This is a genomic window from Bradyrhizobium daqingense, assembly GCF_021044685.1.
Taxonomy (GTDB): Bacteria; Pseudomonadota; Alphaproteobacteria; order Rhizobiales; family Xanthobacteraceae; genus Bradyrhizobium; species Bradyrhizobium daqingense.
In genome coordinates this window covers 3,130,482-3,154,230 of the sequence record NZ_CP088014.1, presented here as the reverse complement: position 1 = coordinate 3,154,230, position 23,749 = coordinate 3,130,482, and the positions used below count along the sequence as shown (strand labels likewise).

20 protein-coding genes are annotated in these 23,749 nt (G+C 65.6%); 8 read left to right on the top strand and 12 right to left on the bottom strand.

Translation table 11 applies throughout. From position 1 onward, the window contains the following. Positions 1-87 precede the first annotated feature (87 nt). Positions 88-1,068: an ABC transporter substrate-binding protein gene (locus LPJ38_RS15065; RefSeq protein ID WP_145636813.1), complete on the top strand. Its 981-nt coding sequence runs from the start codon at positions 88-90 to the stop codon at positions 1,066-1,068. A gap of 123 nt (positions 1,069-1,191) precedes the next feature. Here the strand turns inward: LPJ38_RS15065 and LPJ38_RS15060 are convergent, their stop codons facing one another. Continuing rightward, positions 1,192-1,632, bottom strand: coding sequence for a hypothetical protein (locus LPJ38_RS15060; RefSeq protein WP_145636810.1), 441 nt, complete (start codon positions 1,630-1,632; stop codon positions 1,192-1,194). 283 nt (positions 1,633-1,915) lie between these two features. Between LPJ38_RS15060 and glgC the strand changes: the two genes are divergently transcribed. Genes glgC through LPJ38_RS15045 form a run of 3 tightly spaced genes read left to right on the top strand, consistent with a single transcriptional unit; the run spans position 1,916 to position 4,942 of the window. Beyond that, on the top strand, positions 1,916-3,178 hold the full coding sequence (gene glgC / locus LPJ38_RS15055) for a glucose-1-phosphate adenylyltransferase (protein WP_060737592.1): 1,263 nt from the start codon (positions 1,916-1,918) through the stop codon (positions 3,176-3,178). After that, positions 3,175-4,629: a glycogen synthase GlgA gene (gene glgA / locus LPJ38_RS15050; protein WP_145636807.1), complete on the top strand. Its 1,455-nt coding sequence runs from the start codon at positions 3,175-3,177 to the stop codon at positions 4,627-4,629. Before glgC ends, glgA begins: the two co-directional genes overlap by 4 nt. Positions 4,630-4,681: 52 nt before the next feature. Continuing rightward, positions 4,682-4,942, top strand: coding sequence for a SemiSWEET transporter (locus LPJ38_RS15045; protein ID WP_008557016.1), 261 nt, complete (start codon positions 4,682-4,684; stop codon positions 4,940-4,942). Here the strand turns inward: LPJ38_RS15045 and LPJ38_RS15040 are convergent. After that, positions 4,939-5,742 (bottom strand): DODA-type extradiol aromatic ring-opening family dioxygenase, encoded by an 804-nt coding sequence (locus tag LPJ38_RS15040; RefSeq protein ID WP_145636804.1) that lies wholly within the window; start codon positions 5,740-5,742, stop codon positions 4,939-4,941. The two genes, LPJ38_RS15045 and LPJ38_RS15040, sit on opposite strands and share 4 nt — an antisense overlap. Before the next feature lie 154 nt (positions 5,743-5,896). Between LPJ38_RS15040 and LPJ38_RS15035 the strand changes: the two genes are divergently transcribed. Next, positions 5,897-6,076, top strand: a complete 180-nt coding sequence (locus LPJ38_RS15035) for a hypothetical protein (RefSeq protein ID WP_060737591.1) — start codon at positions 5,897-5,899, stop codon at positions 6,074-6,076. A gap of 7 nt (positions 6,077-6,083) precedes the next feature. On the opposite strand, the gene LPJ38_RS15030 is transcribed toward LPJ38_RS15035, so the two are convergent. Further along, the gene (locus tag LPJ38_RS15030; protein WP_145636801.1) at positions 6,084-7,538 is read right to left on the bottom strand and encodes a carboxylesterase/lipase family protein; all 1,455 of its coding nucleotides are present in this window, start codon (positions 7,536-7,538) and stop codon (positions 6,084-6,086) included. Positions 7,539-7,606: 68 nt separating this feature from the next. Further along, positions 7,607-7,816: a hypothetical protein gene (locus LPJ38_RS15025; protein ID WP_145636798.1), complete on the bottom strand. Its 210-nt coding sequence runs from the start codon at positions 7,814-7,816 to the stop codon at positions 7,607-7,609. A gap of 231 nt (positions 7,817-8,047) precedes the next feature. Between LPJ38_RS15025 and LPJ38_RS15020 the strand changes: the two genes are divergently transcribed. From LPJ38_RS15020 to LPJ38_RS15010, 3 genes are all read left to right on the top strand, one after another. Next, positions 8,048-10,735 carry a flavin-containing monooxygenase gene (locus LPJ38_RS15020; protein WP_145636795.1) on the top strand — a complete coding sequence of 896 codons (2,688 nt, stop codon included), beginning with the start codon at positions 8,048-8,050 and terminating at the stop codon, positions 10,733-10,735. Positions 10,736-10,864: 129 nt separating this feature from the next. Next, the gene (locus LPJ38_RS15015; protein ID WP_145636792.1) at positions 10,865-11,137 is read left to right on the top strand and encodes a hypothetical protein; all 273 of its coding nucleotides are present in this window, start codon (positions 10,865-10,867) and stop codon (positions 11,135-11,137) included. A gap of 85 nt (positions 11,138-11,222) precedes the next feature. After that, positions 11,223-11,528, top strand: a complete 306-nt coding sequence (locus tag LPJ38_RS15010) for a hypothetical protein (protein WP_167520536.1) — start codon at positions 11,223-11,225, stop codon at positions 11,526-11,528. Between the two features lie 254 nt (positions 11,529-11,782). On the opposite strand, the gene LPJ38_RS15005 is transcribed toward LPJ38_RS15010, so the two are convergent. The 8 genes from LPJ38_RS15005 to LPJ38_RS14970 form a co-directional block, all read right to left on the bottom strand. Next, positions 11,783-11,938: a hypothetical protein gene (locus LPJ38_RS15005; protein ID WP_008556973.1), complete on the bottom strand. Its 156-nt coding sequence runs from the start codon at positions 11,936-11,938 to the stop codon at positions 11,783-11,785. A 103-nt stretch (positions 11,939-12,041) separates the two neighbouring features. Then, on the bottom strand, positions 12,042-12,560 hold the full coding sequence (locus tag LPJ38_RS15000) for a septal ring lytic transglycosylase RlpA family protein (RefSeq protein ID WP_145636789.1): 519 nt from the start codon (positions 12,558-12,560) through the stop codon (positions 12,042-12,044). 303 nt (positions 12,561-12,863) lie between these two features. Next, positions 12,864-14,114: a DUF1501 domain-containing protein gene (locus LPJ38_RS14995; RefSeq protein WP_145636786.1), complete on the bottom strand. Its 1,251-nt coding sequence runs from the start codon at positions 14,112-14,114 to the stop codon at positions 12,864-12,866. A gap of 2 nt (positions 14,115-14,116) precedes the next feature. Then, entirely contained in the window at positions 14,117-15,586 is a 1,470-nt protein-coding gene (locus LPJ38_RS14990) for a DUF1800 domain-containing protein (RefSeq protein ID WP_145636783.1), read from the bottom strand. A gap of 400 nt (positions 15,587-15,986) precedes the next feature. Continuing rightward, entirely contained in the window at positions 15,987-18,506 is a 2,520-nt protein-coding gene (locus LPJ38_RS14985; protein WP_145636780.1) for a M56 family metallopeptidase, read from the bottom strand. Next, entirely contained in the window at positions 18,503-18,895 is a 393-nt protein-coding gene (locus LPJ38_RS14980) for a BlaI/MecI/CopY family transcriptional regulator (RefSeq protein ID WP_008556955.1), read from the bottom strand. The genes LPJ38_RS14985 and LPJ38_RS14980 overlap by 4 nt, the downstream gene beginning before the upstream one ends. A gap of 315 nt (positions 18,896-19,210) precedes the next feature. Beyond that, the gene (locus tag LPJ38_RS14975) at positions 19,211-20,806 is read right to left on the bottom strand and encodes an NAD-dependent malic enzyme (RefSeq protein WP_145637223.1); all 1,596 of its coding nucleotides are present in this window, start codon (positions 20,804-20,806) and stop codon (positions 19,211-19,213) included. Between the two features lie 264 nt (positions 20,807-21,070). Next, complete coding sequence (locus tag LPJ38_RS14970; RefSeq protein WP_167520535.1) at positions 21,071-23,404, bottom strand: mechanosensitive ion channel domain-containing protein; 2,334 nt, start codon at positions 23,402-23,404, stop codon at positions 21,071-21,073. Positions 23,405-23,749 lie beyond the last annotated feature (345 nt).

Sequence of the window (23,749 nt, the reverse complement as noted above, 5' to 3'; positions counted from 1 at the left end):
TTGACGGCGCATCGCACGCTCATAGACTTGATCGTCTCGCTGCATCGTCCGCTCACGCGTCGTGAGCAAAGCAACAAGACAGGCCACATGCGCATCAACTCCCGTCATCATTCCATCACCCGCCGGTTCGCAGTATCGCTGTTCGCCGCGGCCATTATCTTGTCGACGGCCGCCGCGACCTTCGCCGCCGAAGCCGTCGTGCTGCGCGTCGGCGACCAGAAGGGCGGCAACCGCTCGCTGCTCGATATCTCCGGCTATGCGAAGAACCTGCCCTACAAGATCGAGTGGTCGGAATTCCCTGCGGCCGCGCCGATCCTCGAAGCGCTCAACGCCGGCGCGCTCGACGTCGGCTACACCGGCGATCTCTCCTTCCTCTCGGTTTACGCGGCCGGCGCACCGATCAAGGCGATCGGCGGCACGCGGTCGGACGCGAGGACGCAAGCCATCCTGGTGCGCCAGGATTCGCCGATCAAATCGGCCGCCGACCTCAAGGGCAAACGGCTCGCGGGCACGCGCGGCGGCTGGGGCCAGTTCCTGATCGACGCCACGCTGGAGAAGGCGCAGATCAAGCTTGAGGATGCGACCTTCGCGCCGCTCGGGCCCGTCGACGCCAAGATCGCGCTGCTCGCCGGCTCGATCGATGCATGGGCGGTGTGGGAGCCCTACGTCTCGTTCGCGACGCTGAAGGACAAGGCCCGCGTCATTGCGGACGGCGAAGGCCTGACGCCGACCATCACCTTCATCGTCGCCTCCGACAACGCCATCGCCACCAAGCGCGCCGCGGTGCAGGATCTTGTGCAGCGCTTGAACAAGGCGCGGCTGTGGTCGCTCGATCACCTTCCCGAATACGCCAGGAACACGGCCGAACTGACCAAGCTGCCAGAGGACGTGCTGCTGTCGGCCTACACGGCGCAACGCACCAGCCCGATCGTGATCGACGAGAACGTGGTGAAGGAGGTGCAGGCAGCGTCCGACCGCTCGACGCGCTACGGCATCCTGCCGAAGAAGCTCGACGTGAGCAAAGCCGTCGATCGCAGCTTCACCGCTGCGGCCGCGGGATCGAATTAAGCGGAGGCGGCGCGATGCGCGGGCTCGATCTCGAGGCCGGCCCGCTGCATCTCGCCGCGATCGTGCTCATGCATCTCGCATGCATGAGCCTGATCGTGTGGCTCTCGCTCTAGCCGCGCAAGGTCACCAATAGGCGCGGTAGTAGTGACGCGGATACGGCCGGTAGAAGCCACCGTAGTACGGGCGGTAGGGCCGATAGTAGCTGCGATAGCCGTAATATCGCGGATAGGAGTAAACCGGGGCGTAGCCACCGTAATAGGCGGGTGCGTAACCATAGCCGTAGCCCGGATATCCATAGCCTCCGTAATACGGGCGCCCATAGTAGCCATAGCCGTACGGCGCGCCGCTGGCGATGGCGCCTCCGATGATCGCGCCGGCTGCCAGACCACCGATAGCCAAGCCCCAACCGCCGCCGCGCCAATGCACCGGCGTGACGTCGTTGCCGGCCGCAGCCTTCATCGTCGCGACATTGGTTGGCAGCGGGGCTGCCGCCGCCTGCTGAACTCCGCCGGCGACGACCGCGCCGGCCAGCGCACAGGCAATTGCCGTTCTCCAGATCCTCATCGTCCTACTCCCTGTCTGACGTTTCGCTTGGAAAAGGATCGCAACACCATGATCGGGCATTCGGGCGCCAAGTCAAAGCCCGGAATTTGCGTGCGGCGCACAAGCCGCGCCCACGGTGCGCTGCTGGATGGCCAAGACAAAAGCATTAAGCTTCCCATGCTCGCAACCAACAACCTACTTCCCGATTGACTATGCATACCATTACTATCGGTTCCAATGGGCGCGGGACCGCGGGGCATTTCGCGACAAAAAGCCCCGGTATGCCAAAGCGTGGGAGGATGACATGAGTGCCGTCGGTAATGAGCCGCTTGCCCGTCAGGCGCTGGCGTTCGTCCTGGCCGGGGGGCGCGGCAGCCGGCTTCTGGAGCTGACCGACCGGCGCGCCAAGCCCGCCGTCTATTTCGGGGGCAAGTCCCGCATCATCGATTTCGCGCTGTCGAACGCCGTGAACTCCGGTATCCGCCGCATCGCTGTTGCCACCCAGTACAAGGCGCACAGCCTGATCCGGCACCTTCAGATGGGCTGGAACTTCTTCCGTCCGGAGCGAAACGAGAGCTTTGACATTCTGCCCGCCAGCCAGCGCGTGTCCGAGAACATGTGGTATGTCGGCACGGCGGACGCGGTCTATCAGAACATCGACATCATCGAGTCTCATGCTTGCCGGTTCATCGTCGTGCTGGCCGGGGATCACATCTACAAGATGGACTATGAGGTGATGCTGCGCGAGCATGTCGAGAGCGGCGCCGATGTCACGGTCGGCTGCCTCGAAATGCCGCGTGCGGAATCTTCCGGCTTCGGCATCATGCATATCGACGAGAAAGGTTGGATCCAGTCGTTTCTGGAGAAGCCGAAAGACCCGCCGCCGATGCCCGGCAAGCCGGACGTCTCGCTCGCCAGCATGGGCATCTACGTGTTCAACGCGAAATTCCTGTTCGACCAGCTCAAGCGCGACGCCGAGGATCCGGACTCCAATCACGATTTCGGCAAGGACATCATTCCCTACCTCGTCAAGAACGGCCGCGCCTTTGCGCACCAGTTCTCGACCTCCTGCGTGCGCTCCAGCGCCCACAACGGCGCCTATTGGCGTGACGTCGGCACAGTCGATGCCTATTGGTCGGCCAACATCGACCTCACCGACGTCGTGCCGGAGCTCGATTTGTTCGACCGCGCATGGCCGATCTGGTCCTATGCGGAGATCACGCCGCCGGCCAAATTCGTCCATGACGAGGAGAGCCGGCGTGGCCAGGCCGTGAGCTCGCTGGTCTCGGGCGGCTGCATCATCTCGGGCGCGTCGCTGCGCCGCTCGCTGCTGTTCACCGGCGTGCGCATCAACTCCTATGCCAATGTCGAGAACGCCGTGATCATGCCCTATGTGAACGTCGGGCGCGGCGCGCGTCTGAAGAACGTGGTGATCGACCGCGGCGTCGAGATTCCAGAAGGCCTCGTCGTCGGCGAAGATCCCGAGTTCGACGCCAAGCGATTCCGCACCACCGAGCAGGGCATCTCGCTGATCACGCAGCCGATGATCGACGGGCTCAATAAATGACGCCTGTTCGCGTCCTCGCGGTCGCTTCTGAAGTCTATCCCATCATCAAGACCGGCGGCCTCGCGGATGTCGCCGGCGCGCTGCCGGTTGCGCTAAAGGCACACGGTGTCGAGATGCGCACGCTCATGCCGGGCTATCCCGACGTGACGCGGACGCTCGCGGGCGCGCAGGAGATCCGGCGCTGGCCGGACTATTTCGGCGGGCCGGGCCGGCTGCTCGCTGGCTCCCATGACAGCCTCGACCTGTTCGTGCTCGACGTGCCGCATCTCTATGCGCGCCCCGGCAACCCCTACGTCACGAGCGAAGGCGTTGACTGGCCGGACAACGGCGTGCGCTTCGCCGCGCTGTCCCGAATTGCTGCCGATATTGGCCACGGCCTCGTTCCGGCCTTCGTACCCGACATCGTCCATGCCCACGATTGGCAGGCGGGGCTGGCGCCGGCCTATCTGCACTACGACAACCGTCCGCGGCCCGGCACCGTGATGACCATCCACAACATGGCGTATCAGGGCAAGTTCGCGCCTGAACTGATCGGCGCGATCGGCCTGCCCTGGCATTCCTTCAACGTCAACGAGCTCGAATATTTCGGCGGCATCAGCTTCCTGAAGGCCGGCCTGCAATTTGCCGATCGCATCACCACGGTGTCGCCGACCTACGCGCGGGAGATCCAGAGCGACGAAGGCGGCATGGGGTTCGGCGGTCTCCTGCGCGCACGTGCCGGCGTGCTCAGTGGCATCCTCAACGGCATCGACATCGAGGTGTGGAATCCGCAAACCGATCCACACATCGCCTACCGTTTCGGCGCGGAGGATCTGACGTTCCGGGCCGCGAACAAGGCGATGCTTCAGCAGCAGTTCAATCTCGATTCCTCGGACGAGGCGCCGCTGCTCGGCGTCATCAGCCGGCTGTCGTGGCAGAAGGGCCTCGATCTCCTACTCGAAGCCATTCCAACCATCCTGGGCGAAGGCATGCAGCTTGCGCTGCTCGGCAGCGGCGACCGCGATCTCCAGGATGCCTATCAGGCGGCCGCGCGCGCCAATCCCGGCCGCATCGGCGTCGTGATCGGCTACGACGAGATTTTGGCGCATCTGATCCAGGCCGGCTCGGACGCGCTGATCGTGCCGTCGCGCTTCGAGCCTTGCGGACTGACCCAGCTCTGCGCACTACGCTATGGCGCGGTCCCGATCGTGTCGCGCGTCGGGGGCCTGGAGGACACCATCGTCGATATCGGCGAAGCCGACGCGTCCGGCCGCGAGGCCACCGGCTTCAAGTTCGGCCCCGTGACGGCAGCCGCCCTCGCCGGCAGCTTGCGCAAGGCCAACACCGCCTTCCACGACAAGGTGACCTGGCGCCGACTGCAACGAAGCGGCCTTGCGACCGACGTCTCCTGGCGCAACCGCGCCGGCGACTATGCCGCGCTCTACCGCGGCCTCATGGCCGCGCGGGCGTAGAGCGTTTCGGCTCGAAGCATGGTCCTCGTCGAATCCATGCTATAGAGCCGGCATGGACCCCTTCGTCATCAAGCTGATCGGCTTTGCCGCCGCCACCTGCACCACCGTGGCCTATGCGCCGCAGGCCATCAAGGTGTGGAAGACCCGCTCCACCGGCGACATCTCGCTCGGCATGTTCCTGGTCATGGTGCTGGGACTTGCGCTCTGGCTGATCTACGGCCTGCTCTCCGGCGACGCTCCGCTCGTCGCCGCCAACGCCATCACCATGGTGCTCGCCGGCGGCATTTTGTTCATGAAGCTGAAATACGGCTAGGCTTGCTGTCCAAACACATACGACGCCATCGCTACGTTCGAGACCTCGTCGACGAAGACGCGTTTGCCCGTGTCGCTGCCGGCGGCGCCGGCTGCGACCATCAGCGGCAACAGATGATCCTCCCGCGGATGCGCAAGGCGCGCGCTGGGGGCATTCTCCCAATCGACCAGCATCGCATTGCGGCGCGCCGCATCCGGATTGCCGATGGCCTCGTTCAGATAGGCCTCGAAGTCATACGAGACCGGCTTGGACTCCGGCCGGTTGAAGCCGCGCATGTTGTGATAGGTCAGCCCGCTGCCGACGATCAGGATCCCTTCGTCGCGGAGCGATGCGATCGCCTGCCCGACCCTGATATGCTCGGCCGCGTCATAGCTCGACTTCAGCGACAGCAACACGATCGGCATGTCCGCGTTCGGATACATCAACCCGAGCGGCACGAAGGTGCCGTGGTCGAAGCCCTGGTTGGGATCCTCCCGGCAATCGACGTCGGCGCGCGCGAGCAGCGCCTTCACCTGCGCGGCGAGCTCCGGCTGGCCCGGCGCCGGATATTTGAGATGGTAGGTATGCTCGGGGAAACCGTAATAGTCGTACACCATCGGCGGATGCGCCGAGGTCGACACGGTGAAGTCGTCGGCCTCCCAATGGCCGGTGATGACCAGCACGGCCCTCGGTCTCGCCGGCAACAGCTGCGGCAGCCGGGCGAACTCCGCGGCGGTCTTCGCATATTGCACCCGTCGATCTTCCATGAACGGCCAGGGGCCGCCGCCATGCGACAGGAACAAGGTGGGAAATCGCGTCATGGGCTCGTATCTCGTCCGCAACAGGCGCGTGCGAGCTGCCCGCGCGACCGGCGGCGAGCATAGGCCAAGCCGTATGGTTAGCAAGCCGTTAACGATTTGCCTTCCAAAATCCCCGGACATGGCCGAAGCAGTCGGCCAGATGACGAGGACGAAGATGAGGAAGTTTGCGCTGGGGGACGTGGTCAACAGTGACAAGGGCCGCCGCGGCGTCGTGCGCGCCGCCTTCAAGTCACGGGAAGGCCTGCAGTTCTACGCCGTCGAGAAGGACGGCGCGATGGACTATCTGGAGGAAAGCCGGCTGAGCCCCGCGCCGCGCGTCGAGCTCGCGGCTTAAGTCCAACTCATTTCCTGCTCTCACCTGCCAGCCGATCGAGACGCTCCGCCAAGGGGTCGTCTCCGCTCGCGATGCCGTCATTCGTGACGAGCAGCAGACGATCGCGGTCTGCGGCTGCGTCCCAATGGGGGAGACCCGGACCATTGGGATTGCCGCTTCTCGCGAAATTGATCCAATAGCCGCGCATGCGACTTGCGACCTCGCGGTCGCGCCGCGACAGGATGCCGGCACCGGGGACGCCTTCGACGCCGAAGATGAACTGCAACTCGCGTCCATGCCCATGATCGGGATTTGCCCGCTTCGCCTCGGGCACATAGCCGAAGCGATAGCGAAAGGTCGGCGCACCAGTGGCGGCGTGAAGACGAGCCAGCAATCGGACCGGCTCGGAGAAGACCTTGTCGGTATAGAACCTGGCCTTCAGTTCCGGGGGCTTCGAAAGGTCGGGGTAGAGTTCGCGCAGACCGTCGGTTCCGCTGTCCTGGGCATCTCCTTCACCGCCGAAACGCGTTTCGTCGTCATTCGAGCCGATAATGAGAGGGATGCGGCTTTCGTGTCGCGCGGTGAATGCCGTAACGATGTCCTCCGCCACCAGGCTTCCGTCCACGACCGGGCCAAAGGCACGCGTGAGTTTCGCCAGGGTGCGATCTTGAGCAGCCAGCAGTTTCGCCGGCGGGACGTCGCGCAAATCCGGCTCGGACACGAACTCCGCGACGAACTGCGCGCTCACGAGCTCGGCTTCCCGCCGTGACTGCAGAGCGGCGCGGCCCGGCAGCGATTGCAAAATGGCTTTATGGAATAGGCCGCGCGCCTGCCGGCACAGCATCAGCAATGCGATCGATGTCGCGCCTGCGCCGTTGCCGAACAGGGTGACATTGTTGGGATCGCCACCGAACGCCGCGATGTTGTCGTGCACCCAACGCAGTGCCGCGATCTGATCCATCAGGCCGAAATTGCCGGAGCCGTCTTCCGACAGCGCCGGATGCGTCAACCAGCCGAGCACGCCGAGGCGATAATTCACGGTGACGACGATGAGGCCGGCCTGCGCCAGCTTTGCACCGTCGAACAACGGATCGTTCGCGGTGCCGCTCACGAAGCCGCCGCCATGAATGAACACCATCACCGGCAGCGGACCGTCGACCCCGAAGGGGCGGAACACGTTCAGCGTGAGGCAATCCTCGCGCGCGGCAGGCAGCGATGGCTGAAGGCACGGCGCGCCATAATCATAGGCGGTGTGCATCTCCGAACTCTCATCCGTCGGCTGCGGCGCGCGCCAGCGCAGCGCGCCGACCGGCGGCGCCGCATAAGCAAGTCCTTTGAAGGAGGCCACCTCGCCTTCGACGGCGCCGAGCATCTGTCCTTCGCGCGTCAACGCGAATGGAAATTGTCCGACCGGCTGGGCCGTCGCCAAGCCGGCGCAATAGAGCACCATGGAAGCCGCAACAAGCGCGAGCACGGAGCGCATCTTCGAAGCATCTCGATGCAACGGTTCCGGCAGGTTACGTCCGCAGCAGTGAGCGAGGCAAGCGCGACCTAGCCGCCCTTGGCAAGTAGCTCCGCCAGCGCCCGGCGCGCGGTGATGCCGAGCTCACCGAGCGTGGAGTGTCCCGCCTGTGCCGCCTCGATCAGGCGCTCGGCGATGAACCTGCGCCTGTCGTGATCGCCGCCATACGGTAGTTGCCGGCACGTCTCCTCCAGGACGACGTCCATGTTCGCTTTGGTTCGCTCGCTCAACTCTGGCATGACGCTCGGGGGGATACGCGTGGCTTGTAGCCGCAAGCATACACAGGCGGATCAGGCATGATTACCCCGGATAAGCACGGCCATTGTGCATCGCGATGCGTGTAGCACCGCAAAGATTCACTCGGCCATGATGCCGCCGCAAACGACCACCGAGGATTGCACTTGCTGTGATGACAAGCTGAACCTGCAGCGATAGCCTGCCGGCAAAACAAAACATACGGGAGGAATGCCATGCCTGACGCGATGGTTGCCACACGTGCCTCCAATGAGCGCGGAGCCGCCCAAGAGGTCGACGTTGCCGTGGTCGGCGCCGGGTTCGCCGGCCTCTATCTCCTGCATCGCTTGCGCAAGGCCGGCTTCAAGGCAGTTGCCCTGGACGAGGCCGGCGATGTCGGCGGCACCTGGTACTGGAACCGTTATCCGGGCGCCCGCTGCGACATCCAAACCATCGATTACAGTTACACCTTCGATCCCGAGCTCGAGACCGCCTGGACCTGGTCGGAGAAATACGCGACCCAGCCCGAGATCCTGCGCTATCTCGGCTTCGTCGCCGACCGCTATGACCTCCGGCGCGACATCCGCTTCAAGACCAAGGTCACCGAAGCCAGATGGGACGAGGGCTCCGAGCGCTGGCTCATCACCACCGACAACGGCGCGCCGGTCTCCTGTCGCCACTACATCATGGCGACCGGCTGCCTGTCGGCACCGAAGCCGCCGGAGATCGAGGGCGTCAAGGATTTCAAGGGGGAGGTCTATTTCACCGGACGCTGGCCGCATGACGGCGTCAACCTTAAGGACAAACGCGTCGCCGTGATCGGCACGGGCTCCTCGGCCGTCCAGTCGATCCCGCTGATCGCCGAGCAGGCCGCGCATCTGACCGTGTTCCAGCGCACGCCGAATTTCGCGCTGCCCGCGCATAACGGCCCGGCGCCGTCGGACCGCATGAGCCTGCTGCAAAGCGACCGCGCGGCCTATCGCGAGCAGGCGCGCCAGTCGATGGCCGGCGTGCCCTACCCGCAGCAGACGGTTGTGAGCTGGCAATTGAGCGATGCCGAGCGTCGCGAGCGGTTCGAACGCGCCTGGGCCGCCGGCGACCTCGTCCACATCCTGACGCAGCTCTGGGCCGACCAGGCCGTCGACGTCGACGGCAACAAGATCGTCCAGGACCTGATCCGCGAGAAGATCCGCGCGGCCGTGAGGGATCCCGAGACCGCTGCGGCGCTCATGCCGGATGATCATCCGTTCGGCGCAAAACGTCCCTGCCTCGATACCAATTACTACGCGACCTACAACCGGCCGAACGTCACGCTGGTCAATCTGCGCCAGGAGCCGATCAAGGCAATCACAGCAAACGGCATCTCCACGAACGGCCGCAGCTTCGATCTCGACGTGATCGTGTTCGCGACCGGCTTCGACGCCATGACCGGCGCGATCCGTGCCGTGCATCCGATCGCGGGGCGCGGCGGCAAGTCGCTCTCCGACGTCTGGGCGCAGGGTCCGCAGACCTATCTCGGCCTCACCGTCGAGGGCTTCCCGAACTTCTTCATGATCACCGGGCCCGGCAGTCCGTCGGTGCTGTCGAACATGGCGGTGTCGATCGAGCAGCATGTCGACTGGGTAGTCGATCGCCTTGCCGCGCTGCGCGATGCCGGCTTCTCCACGATGGAGCCGACCGAGACGGCGCAGGCGGGCTGGGGGCGACACATGGCCGACTGCTCGATGCTGACGCTGCACCGGCTTGCCAACACCTGGTACACGGGCGCCAACGTGCCCGGCAAGGTGCAGGGCCTGATGCCCTATACCGGAGGCGTCGGCCCCTATCGCAGCATCTGCGATGAGGTGGTCAGAAGCGGCATGCTCGGTTTCAAGCTCACCGGTCCCAATGGCGCTACACAATGCAACGACGGCGAGGTCGTGCGCCTGCAACCGGACGTGCGGCTGGTATTGAACCTGCTCGGGTCGCTGAACCTGCCGCCGATCGAGTCGATGGGCGCGCTCGGCGCCCGCGCCTTCGTCAACGAATTCAACCAGGGCCGCCCCGCGGGCCGGCCGATCGGCGAGATCGTCGACGGCACTTTGCCCGTCGCCGACGGCGCGCTGCCTTACCGCGCCTACAAGCCGGTAACGCCGGGACCGCATCCGATCGTGGTCTATTTCCATGGCGGCGGCTGGGTGCTCGGCGACGAGCAATCGGACGAGCCGTTCTGCCGCGACATGGTACGGCGGACCGGCATGATCTTCGTCAGCGTCGGCTATCGCCACGCACCGGAGCATCGCTTCCCGACCGCGGCCGAGGACGGCTATGCGGCGACGCGCTGGATCGCCGAGCACGCCACTGAACTCGGCGGCAAGCAGGGCCCCGTGCTGGTCGCCGGCTGGAGCGCCGGCGGTAACATCGCCGCCGTCACCTGCCAGCTCGCGCGCGACCGCGGCGGTCCCGCCATCGCCGGCCAGCTTCTGGTCTGCCCGGTCACCGACTGCACCTTCGATCGCCCCTCTTATAACGAGAATGCGACCGCCTATTTCCTGACGCGCGGGCTGATGTACTGGTTCTGGGATCTCTATTGCTCGCCTGCCGACCGTACCGACCCGCGCGTCTCGCCGCTCCGCGGCAAGGTCGCCGGCCTGCCGCCGGCCTTCGTCGTCACCTGCGAGTTCGATCCGCTGCGCGACGAAGGCGTCGCCTATGGCGAGGCGATGGAGGCCGCCGGTGTCCAGGTCGAGCAGCTCAAGGCGCGCGGGCATTTCCACTCGTCGTTCGCGATGGTGGACGTGGTGATCACGGGCGCGCCGGGCCGGCTGCAGATGGCCGGAGCCTTGCGGCGCTTCGCCGGGTTGCCGCCGGAGCTCAGCCGCGGCGACGAGAGCAACCAGGGCCATGTCAGCCCGGGGCACAGGATTGCAGCCGCCGCCAGCTGAGAGGCGCAAGTGGCCGGGAACCTTTTCCCAGCCACCGCGTTGAGGGCTTGGCATTGAGATGCAGCGACAGGTGTAATCCCCAGTGCGCAAAGTCCGCGTACTGGGGTTCTTTTTGCGTGAGGCGGGACGATGGGAGACGTGGCTGGGGATTCAAAGGTCGACTTCGGCGCGCTAGCATCGCTGCATAAATGGCCGTCGCTGGCCAATCAGCGCCAGCCTGACCGGGAGCCTTACCAGGTCATCGAAGGCACGCTCGACGATTGCATCTCGGCATTCATGGCCAAGCCGGCGGCAACCCGGCACCTCTACGAAATCCGCACCAAAGCGCAGCCACCGCTCGTCACCGAGATCCTCTCACCCGAGCACGTCCTCGAGCTGTCGCGTTTGAGGGAATTTCTCTGAGCGCGCTTCACGAGGCCGTGCGCAGGAACCTTCCTCTGGTTTTTCCCGTTGTCGGAGATCGGAAGCCAAGACGCGAGCGCCTCACATGCTTGAAGCTGGCCTGCCCTCTCTGGTCGTGCCCTATGGCGCAGACCAGACCCTGTTCGTGGTGATCGATCGCCTCGACCGGTCGACCGAAATCCGCATCGAGCGTAGCGATCTCGAGGCCACCATCGGCGAGCTCGTCGCCGGCTGCTTCAACGATCCCGTCAAGGTGATCTCGTTCAACACGCTTGAGCACTGGATGAAGGACATCTCGACCGACGTCGCAGGTGAGATCAAGGCGCGCTGCGACATCGACGGCGTGACGCTGCCCGACTATCTCAGCGACTTCGTCGAGAGCCACAGCTAAGCACGTTACGCCAGCTGCAACGGCAACAAAAAAGCGCCGCTTCCGCGGCGCTTTTCGTGTGGCCGACTTTAATTACCGCCAGAACAACGCCAGCAGCAGAACGATCGGCAGTGGAATTCCAAGCATCCAAAGCAAAGCACCTCGTCCAAGACCCATGATGTCCTCCTCTTGTATCGCCGGGATGACGCCCGAGAAAAAGAGAAGTTCCGCACTCCGCCGCGGGGCGAAATGCAACTAAGGCATGGAACGAGAAGTTATGCGCTGCGGCGCTTGCCGGCGATGACCTCGATCTCGCGGCGGCGCTCGCCCGCGAAGGTCAGGAGCTTTTCGATCGTCAGTGTATCCGTGATCCGTTTGGCCAGCCGCTCGGCACGCGCGGCCTGATCTTCGAGATACTGGATCGTGGTCAAACGCCGCCTCCCCCGAAAGCGCCAAAATTGTTGGAGAGCCATGGTGCTTGAGAAGCCGCTAACAGCCGGTTAAGCGGCGCAATGTCGATCTCGCTGAATCGACCTACTGCACGACCTCGAGCCGGACATTGGTGATGCCCTTATCGACCATGCCGAGCGCCTCGGCCGCGGACGGCGAGACGTCGACCACGCGCCCGCGAATATAAGGCCCGCGATCGTTGACCCTGACGGTGACGAAGCGGCCCGAGGAGGTGTCGGTGACGCGCAGCTTGGTGCCGAACGGCAGGGTGGGATGCGCGGCGGTCAGCTCGTTCTTGTCGAACTTCTCGCCGCTCGCGGTCTGCGTATCCGAATAGAAGCTGGCAACGCCGTGCGAGGCCGTCTGCTTTGCCTGACCAACGGGGACACGCGCCCGGCTGATCGGGCGCGGATGCAGCGCGGCCACCTTCTGCGGACGCTCCACTCCGGCCTGCCGGCCGGTACCTGCGAGATCGGCCTTCTGGCGGCCGACCGGCGCTTGCGCACAGGCCGCGAGCGAGGCGGCGCCGGCGATGGCGAGCAGCAGCCGGCACGAGGTTGCGAAGGAAATCCGAGCAGTTTCGGCACGTGCAATGCGAGACATGGTACGCCCTCCGAACGGCCGGATTTTCCGTCGGCAATGAGGGCAGAACCTTGTCGGAACAAAAGCAGGCGTGCGGCCGCCGCCGTTTCCCGCCGGCTGTGATGATTCCACCACAGTCGCTGTCCTGAATCGGGACAGGCTCGCAAGATGAGCCGGACAGCAGGGTCAGTTGGTCGTAGGGGCAGCGGGCGGAGTAACGCCCTTCATGAGCCGCATCAGTTCACGCCAATAGAGCCTTCGCCAGTGCGCCTGCAACCCGGCGAGGAAATCGAGCTCTTGCTGCGTCAGCGTGCACATCGCGCGTCAGGCGACGAGGCCGCCCATCGCCTTGACGTCGGCGCTACCGGGGAAGACCGTCTCAGCCAGCACCTTCTCCTCGACGCGCAGATGATCCCGCAGCAGCCCCTTCAGCACCGCGCGCAGATCGGTGGTCGGCTTGAGGTCGCGATCCTCGAGCAGTTGCGCCGGCTTCAGTCCCGGCCAGTCCGCAATCACGCGGCCGCCGGCGAGCCCGCCGCCGATCAGGAACGCCACCGTGCCGGTGCCGTGATCGGTGCCTTGCGTGCCGTTGATGCGCGCAGTGCGGCCGAATTCGGTGACGACGGTGACCACCGTCTCGCCCCACGCCGCGCCCATATTGGTCTCGATCGCGGCGAAGGCGCCGTCGAGCGCGCCGAGCAGGTTGTAGAGCTGACCGGAGGCCGCGCCTTCGGCGATATGCGTGTCCCAGCCGACGAAGCCCATGGCGCCGACGCGCGGGCCCTCGGGCCTGGCGAGATAGCGCGCAGCGGCGCCGGCAGCCTCGGCGAAGTAGGCGCGCACCCGTGCGATGCCCGGCGGCGCCAGCGTCGGATCGTTCGACATCGCCTCGCCCGCGCCTGGTGCGCCGCTGAGCGAAGCGAGCTTCATCCGCGCCCCGAGCACGGCCGCGAGCTTCGGATCGGTGTGCTGATAGAGATCGAGCAGGCGGTTCTGCGTGTCCTCGCTGGCCGGCAGCAGCTTCTGCGGCACCCAAGTCATGACGGGCGCCCGACCGCGCACCACCAGCGGCGTCACCGAGCCGATGCCGAGCGCGAGGCTGCCACGCGGATCGACGCGGCCGTTCGATTCCAGCGCGGCCAGCGCACGGTTGAGCCATCCCGACGCGGTGATTCCGGGTTTCGACATGCCGCTTTCGAGCACGTCCTGGCCGTCGAAATGCGACCGCTCGCGATAAGGCGTCGCGGCGGCATGGACGATCGCGGCCTTGCCGCTCTTGTAGAGACGATGCAGGTTCGGCATCGCCGGATTGAGCGCGAAAAAGGAATCGAGCGGCAGCGCCGGCGGCTTGCCGTCCAGCACCACCGCGCGATCGCCGCGCAAGGCGATCCAGTCGGGATCGCCGACCGGTGCGACCGCACCCAGTCCATCGAGCGCGCCACGCAGGACGATGACGAGCAGGCGCGGATCGCGTCCCTCGGCGCGGGCGATCCGTGGCATCTGGCTCCATGCGAACAGCGCACCGGAGCCGACCAGAAGCTCGCGCCGCGTAGGTAGGTGATCGACGACGCCCATGCTCACCTCCTCTGAAAATCCGCCGACATGAACAAGAGCGCCAGCGCCTGCTGCCGGCTCTCGGCACGGCCGACCGCCTGCTTCACCTCGCTCGCGATCTGCGATGCGCAGACATCCTCGATGATGGCTTGCGGATCGGTCATGCCGCTGACGTGTTCGGCAAAGTAGTTGGCGACGTCGAGCCGGCGGCCGACGCCATCGATCCAGCTCGATTCATCATCCGGATAGCCCATCGGCGCCGGCGGACGCCACAGCGCCTCACCGAGCAACTGCTGGCCGTCGGTGTAGCGGACAGGATCGACCGCCGTGATGGCCGCCGCACGCACCATTCCGATGACCCATTCGCCGGGACGCTTGAGCTTCGACGGCGGCCCGCCCCAGGCATCGTCCGACGATATCATTGCGATCGCGACCTGCTTGAGATCGCCCTCGGTGTCGCGATAGGTCTTCGCCATCTGCGCGACCAGCGCGGGCGGCGGCTCGTCGGCGATGAAATGGCGCGCGAGCTTGGTCGCGACATGGGTCGCGGTCGCCGGATGCGCGGCGAGATCGCGCAGCACGGCGCGGCCCTGCTCGACGTCGTCCTGCTCGTAGCGCTTGCCGATCACGGTCTGCCCGCCCGGCTCGTGCAGGCGGGGATTGAAGGTGAATTCGCCGCCATGCTGGGGATCGACACCCGGCGGCACCAGCGTCCAGCCGGTCATGACGTTGGCGAAGCTGATGACGTCGTCCTGCGTATAGCCGGTGCGTACGCCGAGCGTATGCAGCTCCATGATCTCGCGCGCGATGTTCTCGTTGAGACCGCGATTGCGATTGATGCCCGCTGTCGAGTTGGCGCCCATCGATTCCAGATTGTCGAGATAGAACAGCATGGCCGGATGGCCTTCGACCGCGAGCAGGAGATCGGCGAAGCGGCCGAGCGCGTTGGCGCGAACGGCTTCGCGCTCATAGGCGCCGGACATGCTCTGAATCTTGTTGGCCGAGACGCAGAAATGGTTGGACCAGAACCACACCAGGCGCTCGGCAAAACCGATGTCGGCGGCAAGCGCAGCTTCCGTTCGCAGCTTGGCTTCCTGCAGGTAAATCGGACGGCCAGGATCGGGAATGGCGTCGGCCGCCTGCTTCGCCGCCATCTCGGCCGCGTCCTTCTCCTGACTCTGCGCCTGTCCCTGCGTCGCCGCTTGAGGCGGAACCTCCGATGCAGCGGACGCCGACGCCATCTGCTGCTTCTTGGCTTGCTGCTGCGCCTGCTTGGCGCGCGCCGTCCGCCGCGCATTGGCATCGGCAACGGTCCGAAAGGCCTTGGCGCTGGATGGGAGGTTGGCAGCGGCGGACAACAGCAGCGGCCGTTCGAGCTCGGCGATCAGCGCGCCGCGGGGGTCGGTGCCGATGGCGGCAATCGATCCCGGCCGCGGTCCCATCCCGAAGCGATGAAGCGCCAGAACGGCCTTTGCCTTTACAGAATCGCTCATGACGAATGCCCAATTCTCTCGACCCTGCCGGCGGAGCGTTGAAAAAGCTACGATTTGTAATGCTACATATCGTAGCATTACCGACTAGAGCCCGCAAGCGAAGATTGAGCCATCGCCATGAAGACATTGGGAGCCGCCCGTCCCGGCCGGACGGGCGCAACGATCCTAGGAATGATGAGATGAGGCTTGACCGCTTCAGCGACGGAGGTGCACTCCCTCTCCCGCTTGCGGGAGAGGGTTGGGGAGAGGGTGCTTCCGCAATGGGACAATCCCACGAGGAGAAAGCCCTCACCCGGCGCGCGGGACGATGCTTCGCATCGCCCGGACCGCGTCGACCTCTCCCGCAAGCGGGAGAGGTGAACCGAGCCCGCGGCATCGATTAAACCTAAGCCATTCCGCTTTAGAAATTCGGCCCGAGCGCGATCTTGGTGATCGTGCCGTTCCTGACACCGATGCGCCATTCCGCCGAGCCGTTGGCGAACTGGGCGATGTAGATGTCGCTGTCGAGCGCGGTGACGCCGCGGAACGAGACCGCGCGCAGCGCGCCGAGCCGCGCCAGGATCGCCTGATCGAACGGCAGTTGCTGGCGCGTGATGTCGGCAACTTCCGACGTCATATGCTCATAGTCGGGCTGTCCCTTGCCGACGCCCTCGATGTAACGGCGCAGCATCTCCTCGCCATTGGCGATCGGAACGGCACGGCGCGCGGCCCGCCCCGGTCGCGCGCCGAGGCTCGTTGCCTCGACATTGTGGAAGCGCGTCTGCCGGCCCGGCATCAGGACTTCGAGACACCGCCCCGATTTGTCGGCAATCACCCAGGGGCTGTTCACGGTGGTCGTAGCGGTCCAGCTCATGTTGGGCCTGACCACGCTCTGCGCCTTGCGATTGCCGCCGGCATCGAGATTGAATACCTGGATGTCGTCGCCAAGCTCGTTATAGAGCATGATCCGGATCGGCGAGGTGCCGGCGCGGCCGCGCACATTTGCCTCCTCCCCGCATGGGACGATGCCGCCGAGTTCGTCATTGCCGTCGGCCCGGAAGATCACATCGCCGACCTTGCCGTCGGGCTCCAGCAGCAGGCGGAATTCCGCCGTACCGTTCTCGAACTTGGCGCCGTAGATGTCGTAGCCGCCGGGGCCAACGCCACGGAAGAAGATCGACTCGAGGGCGCCGAGCGCCACGAACGTCGCCTGCGTCTCGCTGAGCTGACGATGGATTTTCGCAGCCAGCGGCGCACTCATGCGATTGTAGTTCGGCGTGCCGTGCCGCAAATCCTCGATCCCGCGCAGGATCATCTCCTTGCCGCCGGAAACCGGAACCTGCTCGCGGAAACGATCCGGGACTTGCGCGACGCGGCGGGCGAAGTCGGCCTCGATCGCCTGCGCCACCGCCGCGTCGATCCGCGGCGCGAGGCGCGCGCCGGAGATCGCGTTCTGGACCAGCACGCGCGAGACCTTGGCCTGCTCGTCGCGCAGGAAGATCAGGAGGTTGTCGCCACGGATCGAGAAGACGTCGGCGCCCTCGGCGAGAAGTGCCGCCGGGCCCCGCACGGTTTCCTCCACCTGGAGCCGGTCGCCGTCGCGGCGCACGGTCAGCACGCGATTCGGGGCAACCCTGTACCAGCCGACATATTGATCGAGTGCGGAAGGCTCGGCGGCCGAGGCAGGCATCTCGGCGACGCGGACCGCGCGGATGTCGCGGCCGTTCATGCGCAGCGTCAGTTCGGAGGAGCGGCGCTCCGCATCGAACGGAAACGTGATCTCGCCGGACGAGGCCGGGTAGGAGGCGATGCCGTCGCTTCCAATCGTCAGGCGCAGTTTGCGCTGCCCGGTGAGCTGGCCATAGAGCTCGTCGCCCTCGCGGAAGATCGCGAACACGGAGGCCGGGCCCATGGCATAGAAATTGACGATGGGGCGGTAATGCTGGGCCGGCACCTCGCCGAGCTCGGCGGTAACAGGCGCGAGGTCCGGCGTGCGATAGGCGATCATGCCGGCAGACACGATCACAGCGGGAACGATCGCCGCCGCGATCGTCAGCCGCTTGCGCCAGCCGACCGCGACCGGCATCGCGGTGGCCGCGATGATGCGCTCGACGCGGGCGCGCACGGTCGAGGCTCGCGCCATCGCAAGCTCGACCGGCCGCGGCTTCACGGTGCTTGCAAAGTCGAGCAGGATTTCCGCATAGGACAGCCGGTCATCGATCATCTCGATCGCCCGGGCGTCGCTGATGATCTCGGCGAGCTCGGCGAGGCGTGCAAGCTGCCACCACGCAAACGGGCTGAACCAGAACACCGCGCGATTGAGCGACGCCAGCAGCAGCACGTAGAAATCGCGGTTGGCGACATGCGCCCCCTCATGCGCGAGCACGGCGTTGCGCTTTCTCGCGTCCCATCCGGCGAATTGCGGCGGCACCAGAATGGTCGAGCCGAAGGTGACGGGACCGCCGACGTCACGGCTGACGCGCACGTCGGCAGCGATCGGCTGCGCGCCCCTCATCGGCGTCGCCGCTCGCGCCATGCGCCAGGTCAGGCAGAGGCCGATCATCAGCCGCAGCACCAGGCAAGCCGTGACGACGGCATAGACGATGGTGGCGACCAGCCACCAATTGATCGAAAGGTCGGTGCTGGCGGGCGGTGCAATCACCGCACCGGGCGCGATCGGCAGCGCGGGCTGCGGCATCTCCAGCATCGAGACGTCGGCCGGCAGAACATCGGCAGGCGCCGGCATGGGCAGAGGCGGCCGGGTGATCGTCAGGGTCGGCCAGTGCATCACGAAGGGCATCGCCAGCGATGCCAGCAGCACGACCACCCACGCCGTCATCTGAACGTGCGGATTGCGCACGCGACACAGGATGAGACCGAACCAGACGACGCCTCCCAGCACAAAGGAGCGTAGCGCCGCCTCCGCCAGAGTTGCGATCATTCTTTCTTCACTCCCCTCGCCTTCTTCGCCTTGGCCACCTGGTCGGCCAGCGTTCGCAATTGCTGCTGGTCGAGCATCTTGTTGTCGACCATGCCGACGAGAACTTCCTCGATCGAGCCGTTGCAGAACCAGTCGACGATGCGCTGCACCGCCTTGGCCGCCACGCGTGCGCGCGGTTCGGCGGCCTGGTAGACATAGGTGCGGCCGTCCACGGTGTGGGTGGCATAGCCCTTTTCTTCCAGCCGGCGCAGCACGGTGCGAACCGTCGACTCTTTCAGGCGCCGCGACAATCGCTCGCGCACCACCTCGGCCGTGACAGGACCATGGGCCCAAACCAATTGCATGACCTCGCGCTCGAGATCTCCGAGTTCGGGCAAACGATCGTCCATGGCAGTTCCTTGCGGATTGAGTTTTCTTGTAATGCTACAGACTGTCGCATATACCGGCACGCGGCACAACGGCGTTTCCACCGGAAATAGTGTCGCGCGCTGACCTGACACCAGTCTGACACCTGACCAATCGGACGGACTTCGGACCCGATTGGTGGTGCCTGCCCCTCACCCGGATCGCGGGCGGTCCGAGCTCTTCCCGCCGAAGAGCGCGGAGAGGCTAGGGAGGCACGCTCTCTCGCTCCCTCTCCCCGTTCTCACGGGAGAAAGAGGGGTGAGGCGCGCCTCCACGCGTTCAACGCAAATGGTAAACCTTCAGTATTTCGGCTCGTACATCAGCGACTGTACCAGGGCCTTCACGTCATTGGGCGCGGGGCCGTCGGCGAGGCCGCGCTGATAGGCGACGTCTGCGACGGCCGCGGCGATACGGACCGAGACCTCGCGGATGCGCGGCAGCGCCGGATAGAGGCTGCCTTGCGCGAGATCGTCCTTGCCGACGCAATCGGCGAGCGTGTGCGCCGCCGCCATGAACATCTCGTCGGTCACGAGGCGCGAGCGGCTGGCGATGACGCCGAGCCCCACACCGGGGAAGATGTAGGAGTTGTTGCCCTGACGCGGCACGAAGGTGCGTCCGTTGAGCTTCACCGGGTCATACGGGCTGCCGCAGGCGAACAGCGCGCGACCCTCGGTATAGCGATAGGCATCCTCCGCCGAGCATTCCGCCTTCGAGGTCGGGTTGGACAGCGCGAACACGATCGGCTGCGCGTTGAGTTCGGCCATCGTCTTGAGCACCTCGGGCGTGAAGGCGCCGCCGACCGCGGCGACGCCGATGATCGCCGTCGGCTTCAGCGTCTTGATCGCGGTGAGGAAATCTGCGATCGGCGCCTGGTCGGCATGCGCATAGCGCAGCTTGTGGCCGGAGAGGCCGTCACGGCCGCCGACGACGAGGCCGCGGGAATCTACCAGCCAGTTGCGGCGCAGCGCTTCCGCCTCGGACGCGCCTTCCGCCATCATGGCGGAAACCACGAGGTCGGCAATGCCGGTCGCCGCCTCGCCCGCGCCGAGGAAGAGAATGCGCTGGTTCCTGAGCTTGCCGCCGGAGATGCGCAGCGCCGAGAACAGGCCGGCGAGCGCCACCGCCGCGGTGCCTTGGATGTCGTCGTTGAAGACGCAGGCTTCGTCGCGATATTTGTGCAGCAGCTTGAACGCCGAATGGTTGGCGAAGTCCTCGAACTGGATCAGCACGCCGGGAAAGGTCTTGCGCGCAGCCTGCATGAACTCGTCGACGAAGCCGTCATAGGCTTCGCCCGTCAGCCGCCGCTCGCGCAGACCGAGATAATAGGGATCGTTCAGAAGCTCTTCATTGTTGGTGCCGACGTCGAGCACGATTGGCAGGCAGTGCTCGGGATGCACGCCGGCGCAGGCGGAATAAAGCGAGAGCTTGCCGACCGGAATCCCCATGCCGTTGGCGCCGAGATCGCCGAGACCCAGGATGCGCTCGCCGTCGGTGACGACAATCAGCCTCGCCTGATAAGGCCAGTTCTTCAGGATCTCCGCGATCTGGCCGCGATCGCGCGAGGAGATGAACATGCCGCGCGGCCGCTGGAAGATCAGCCCGTATTTCTGGCAGGCGAGCCCGACGGTCGGCGTGTAGATGATCGGCTGAATCTCGTCGATATTTTCGACCACGACGCGGAAGAACAGCGCCTCGTTCCGGTCATGCAGCGCGTTCAGCGCAACGTATTTTTCCAGATCCGTCGGCAACGTGCGCAGATTGGTGAGGACGCGCTGGGCCTGCGTCTCCATCGTCAGCACGCAAGGCGGCAACAGGCCGCGCAGACCCAGCGCCTCGCGCTCGGATTCCGTGAAGGCGGTGCCCTTGTTGAGCAAGGGATCGCGCAGCAGCGTCATGCCATGCGATTGATCGGATGATGTCGGCTGGGCAGCGACCCGGGCAGGTCTATTCACGAATTCCCCCAAAAGTCTCTTATTGAACCGCAGGCATTGTCGGCCAGCGCTCCCCAGAGATCAAGGACGTTGGGACTCGTGCATCGATTGTGATCTCGCACCGCAGCGAGACTGTGTGGGGACACCGTCGGTCAAGCGGTCAGCGCGGCAAAGCTGAGAGCGAGCCTTTCTCTCCCCTCGACATTCCGGGGCGGGCGTGGCGAGCCGCTATCCGGCCGCCCGCCGCGGCGTCAGATTGGCGGCGCTGTCGGACGGTGGCACGACATGCATCAGGATCGTCTGCGTCGCGGATGCGACCTGGATCCCGTTCTGCTGGAAGCGTTGCTTCATGCGGCGGTTGAATTCGCGCTGGACCGGCCAGCGGCCGGCCTCGGTGCAGCGGATCTGGCCGACGATCGACACCATCGCGCCATCGACCTTGTCGACGCCCCAGAGCTCGAGATCGCCGCGAATCAACGCGCGGAAATCCGGCTCGCTGCGCATCTCGTCGACAATGTCCTTGAGGATCTGGCCGGCGCGATCGGTGTCTTCCTTGTAGGCGACGTTGACGCTGACCGAGGCATTGCCGGCTCCGCGGCTGGCGTTGGTGATGGTGGTGACCGCGCTGAACGGCACGATGTGCACGGCGCCGTCGCCGGCGCGCAGGCGGATGGTGCGGATCGAGACGTTCTCCACCACGCCCGACAATCCCGAGACGCTGACATTGTCGCCGACCTGCACCGTGTTCTCGAGCAGCAGGAACAGGCCGGTGATGAGATCCTGCACCAGCTTCTGCGATCCGAAGCCGATGGCGATGCCGACAATGCCGGCGCCCGCGAGCAGCGGCGCGACATTGACGCCGATCTCGCTCAGCGCGGTGAGGCCGACCACGGCGGCGATCACGCAGAGCAGCGCGGTGCGCAGCATCGGCTGGAACGTGCGCAGGCGCGCGGCGCGGGCATAGTGGCCGTCCCGCGACAGCGTATTGATCTGGCGGTCCAGCAGTGCGTTGCTGGCCTCCCAGATCGCGGCTGCGATGGCCACGGCGAGGCCGATCGTCACTACGGCCGAGATCAGCCGGCTGCCGATCTGACCGCCATAGAACCAGACGATCGCGTCCACGCCCCAGACTTCGAGCACGGCCACGAAGCCGATGAAGGCGATCACGCCCGATACGATCTTGCGCAGCAGCGGCAGATAGCGGTTGGCCCGGATCTCGAGGCCGGGAAAGCGCTGGAGGATCTCCGGCTTGATGCGGAAGCCGCGGTCGATCAGGCTCAGCGTCAGCATGATGGCGACGCGCGTGATCAACGCTACCACGGCCGTGCCGACGAAATACTGCAAGAGCAGGGAGTAGCCGTTTCGGATGTTGAGCGCCCACACGGCCCACAGCGCGAGATCGAGTGCAATGGCCGGATAGTGCCAGCCGCCGGCGATGCGATTGCGCAGGCGGGCCGCGATCCCCTGCCGCTCGGCCGGTGCGCGGATCGCTTCCGCGACCTGGCGGCGGCATTGCAGGATGATAACGACGACGAAGAGATGCACGACCAGCATCACCATGCGCAGCAACGCGGCATAGCCGGCGCGGTGCAAGCCGAGCAGCAAGGCCACATTGGCAAAGGCGATGCCGGAGACGCCGACGCCGACGATGCGGCGCGCCCAGATCTCGACATAGGCGGCGGTCTCGGCCCTGACAGGAAACACGCCGAACGGTCCCGCCAGCCCCCGGACCGCGCAGATCAGGCCGCGCGAGAACGCATAGGCGTTGACGACCGCGAGGATCACGAGGCGAACGGTGGTGGGCTGGCCGATCTCCGTGCCGAGGAGCGCGGTGGCGACGCCGACGAAGACAACCACCGGCAGCAGCTCGAGCACGAAGCGTCCCAGCACGAAGGGCAGCCGCGACAAGACCTGCCAGACGCGCGCAAGGCTGTGACGGCGCTTGTTCAGCTCGGGGCCCGGAGTGACGTCCGCCACCGATGACGGTGGGTCAATTGTGGGCAGCACCTGTGCCGGCAGGCGCGCCGTCTGCGGCACGCGTCCTTCCAGGAATGCGACCGGACGGCGGATCAGGCGGAAGATCACCCATTCGGCCGCAAGGGCGCAACCGAGCACCAGCGCCAGCTTCCAGGCGATCTCGATCAGGAGATTGTAGGCGGCAGGATCGTTCGCGGTGCGCAGGAACCAGTAATAAAACGCCGGAAAATGCGTGAGCGTCCGGGCCATGCTGGCGATCTCGCCCGATATCTCCTGGATTTCCTCCGAGACCGTGAGCAGGAGTTGCGCGCCGAGGCCGTCGGCCGCCAGCGGAATGGGCGATTTCTGCCCCGGCGCGGTTGCCGCCGGCTGCTGCTGACCCGATGCATTCGCGATCGCCCGCAGCGTATCGATCATCTGTGCGCGTTTCTTGTCGTCCTGGAGCGTGTCGAGCGCTCGCCTGGCCTCGTCAGGCGACAGCGCAGCCGCGCTGCTCGCAGCCGGCGTCTCGGCGCGGACGCCGGAGAGCGATGAGATCGCGAGGAAGAGAGCGGCGAGGAGCGCCGGGACAAGCTTATGCGACACGCGGATTCCCTGGAAAAAAAATGAATGCGCCCGCGGTGTCGTGGCCGTCACCGCAGAAGCACATGCGTCATGTCGGATTGGCGCTATTCGCCCCGAGCCTGTGTCGGAAGTTGGCCTTCGCGGCGACTTTCTCTTGGCATTTGCCGCAATGCAGGATCGGGGAACCGTGGCTGGCGCGCTCAAACGCCAGCCAACGTGATCCGTCATTCCGCAAGCTCGCGGCTCGTGCAGCGCGACAAGGCGTGGATGGCCGGGACAGGCCCGCCATGACGTTGTGGAGACCACCATGCCTCGCGTGCACGGGTCATCCGCAATTGCCTCCGCCTTTGCTAGCGTTGGTCCGGA

Coding starts and splice junctions, on each gene's coding strand:
- LPJ38_RS15065 (WP_145636813.1), top strand. CDS start 88: ATGCGCATCAACTCCCGTCATCATTCCATCACCCGCCGGTTCGCAGTA.
- LPJ38_RS15045 (WP_008557016.1), top strand. CDS start 4,682: ATGGACCCCTTCGTCATCAAGCTGATCGGCTTTGCCGCCGCCACCTGC.
- LPJ38_RS15015 (WP_145636792.1), top strand. CDS start 10,865: ATGGGAGACGTGGCTGGGGATTCAAAGGTCGACTTCGGCGCGCTAGCA.
- LPJ38_RS15040 (WP_145636804.1), bottom strand. CDS start 5,742: ATGACGCGATTTCCCACCTTGTTCCTGTCGCATGGCGGCGGCCCCTGG.
- LPJ38_RS14990 (WP_145636783.1), bottom strand. CDS start 15,586: ATGAGCGATTCTGTAAAGGCAAAGGCCGTTCTGGCGCTTCATCGCTTC.
- LPJ38_RS15020 (WP_145636795.1), top strand. CDS start 8,048: ATGCCTGACGCGATGGTTGCCACACGTGCCTCCAATGAGCGCGGAGCC.
- LPJ38_RS14985 (WP_145636780.1), bottom strand. CDS start 18,506: ATGATCGCAACTCTGGCGGAGGCGGCGCTACGCTCCTTTGTGCTGGGA.
- LPJ38_RS14975 (WP_145637223.1), bottom strand. CDS start 20,806: ATGACGCTGCTGCGCGATCCCTTGCTCAACAAGGGCACCGCCTTCACG.
- LPJ38_RS14980 (WP_008556955.1), bottom strand. CDS start 18,895: ATGGACGATCGTTTGCCCGAACTCGGAGATCTCGAGCGCGAGGTCATG.
- LPJ38_RS15030 (WP_145636801.1), bottom strand. CDS start 7,538: ATGCGCTCCGTGCTCGCGCTTGTTGCGGCTTCCATGGTGCTCTATTGC.
- LPJ38_RS15035 (WP_060737591.1), top strand. CDS start 5,897: ATGAGGAAGTTTGCGCTGGGGGACGTGGTCAACAGTGACAAGGGCCGC.
- LPJ38_RS15000 (WP_145636789.1), bottom strand. CDS start 12,560: ATGTCTCGCATTGCACGTGCCGAAACTGCTCGGATTTCCTTCGCAACC.
- LPJ38_RS15010 (WP_167520536.1), top strand. CDS start 11,223: ATGCTTGAAGCTGGCCTGCCCTCTCTGGTCGTGCCCTATGGCGCAGAC.
- glgA (WP_145636807.1), top strand. CDS start 3,175: ATGACGCCTGTTCGCGTCCTCGCGGTCGCTTCTGAAGTCTATCCCATC.
- glgC (WP_060737592.1), top strand. CDS start 1,916: ATGAGTGCCGTCGGTAATGAGCCGCTTGCCCGTCAGGCGCTGGCGTTC.
- LPJ38_RS15025 (WP_145636798.1), bottom strand. CDS start 7,816: ATGCCAGAGTTGAGCGAGCGAACCAAAGCGAACATGGACGTCGTCCTG.
- LPJ38_RS15060 (WP_145636810.1), bottom strand. CDS start 1,632: ATGAGGATCTGGAGAACGGCAATTGCCTGTGCGCTGGCCGGCGCGGTC.
- LPJ38_RS14995 (WP_145636786.1), bottom strand. CDS start 14,114: ATGGGCGTCGTCGATCACCTACCTACGCGGCGCGAGCTTCTGGTCGGC.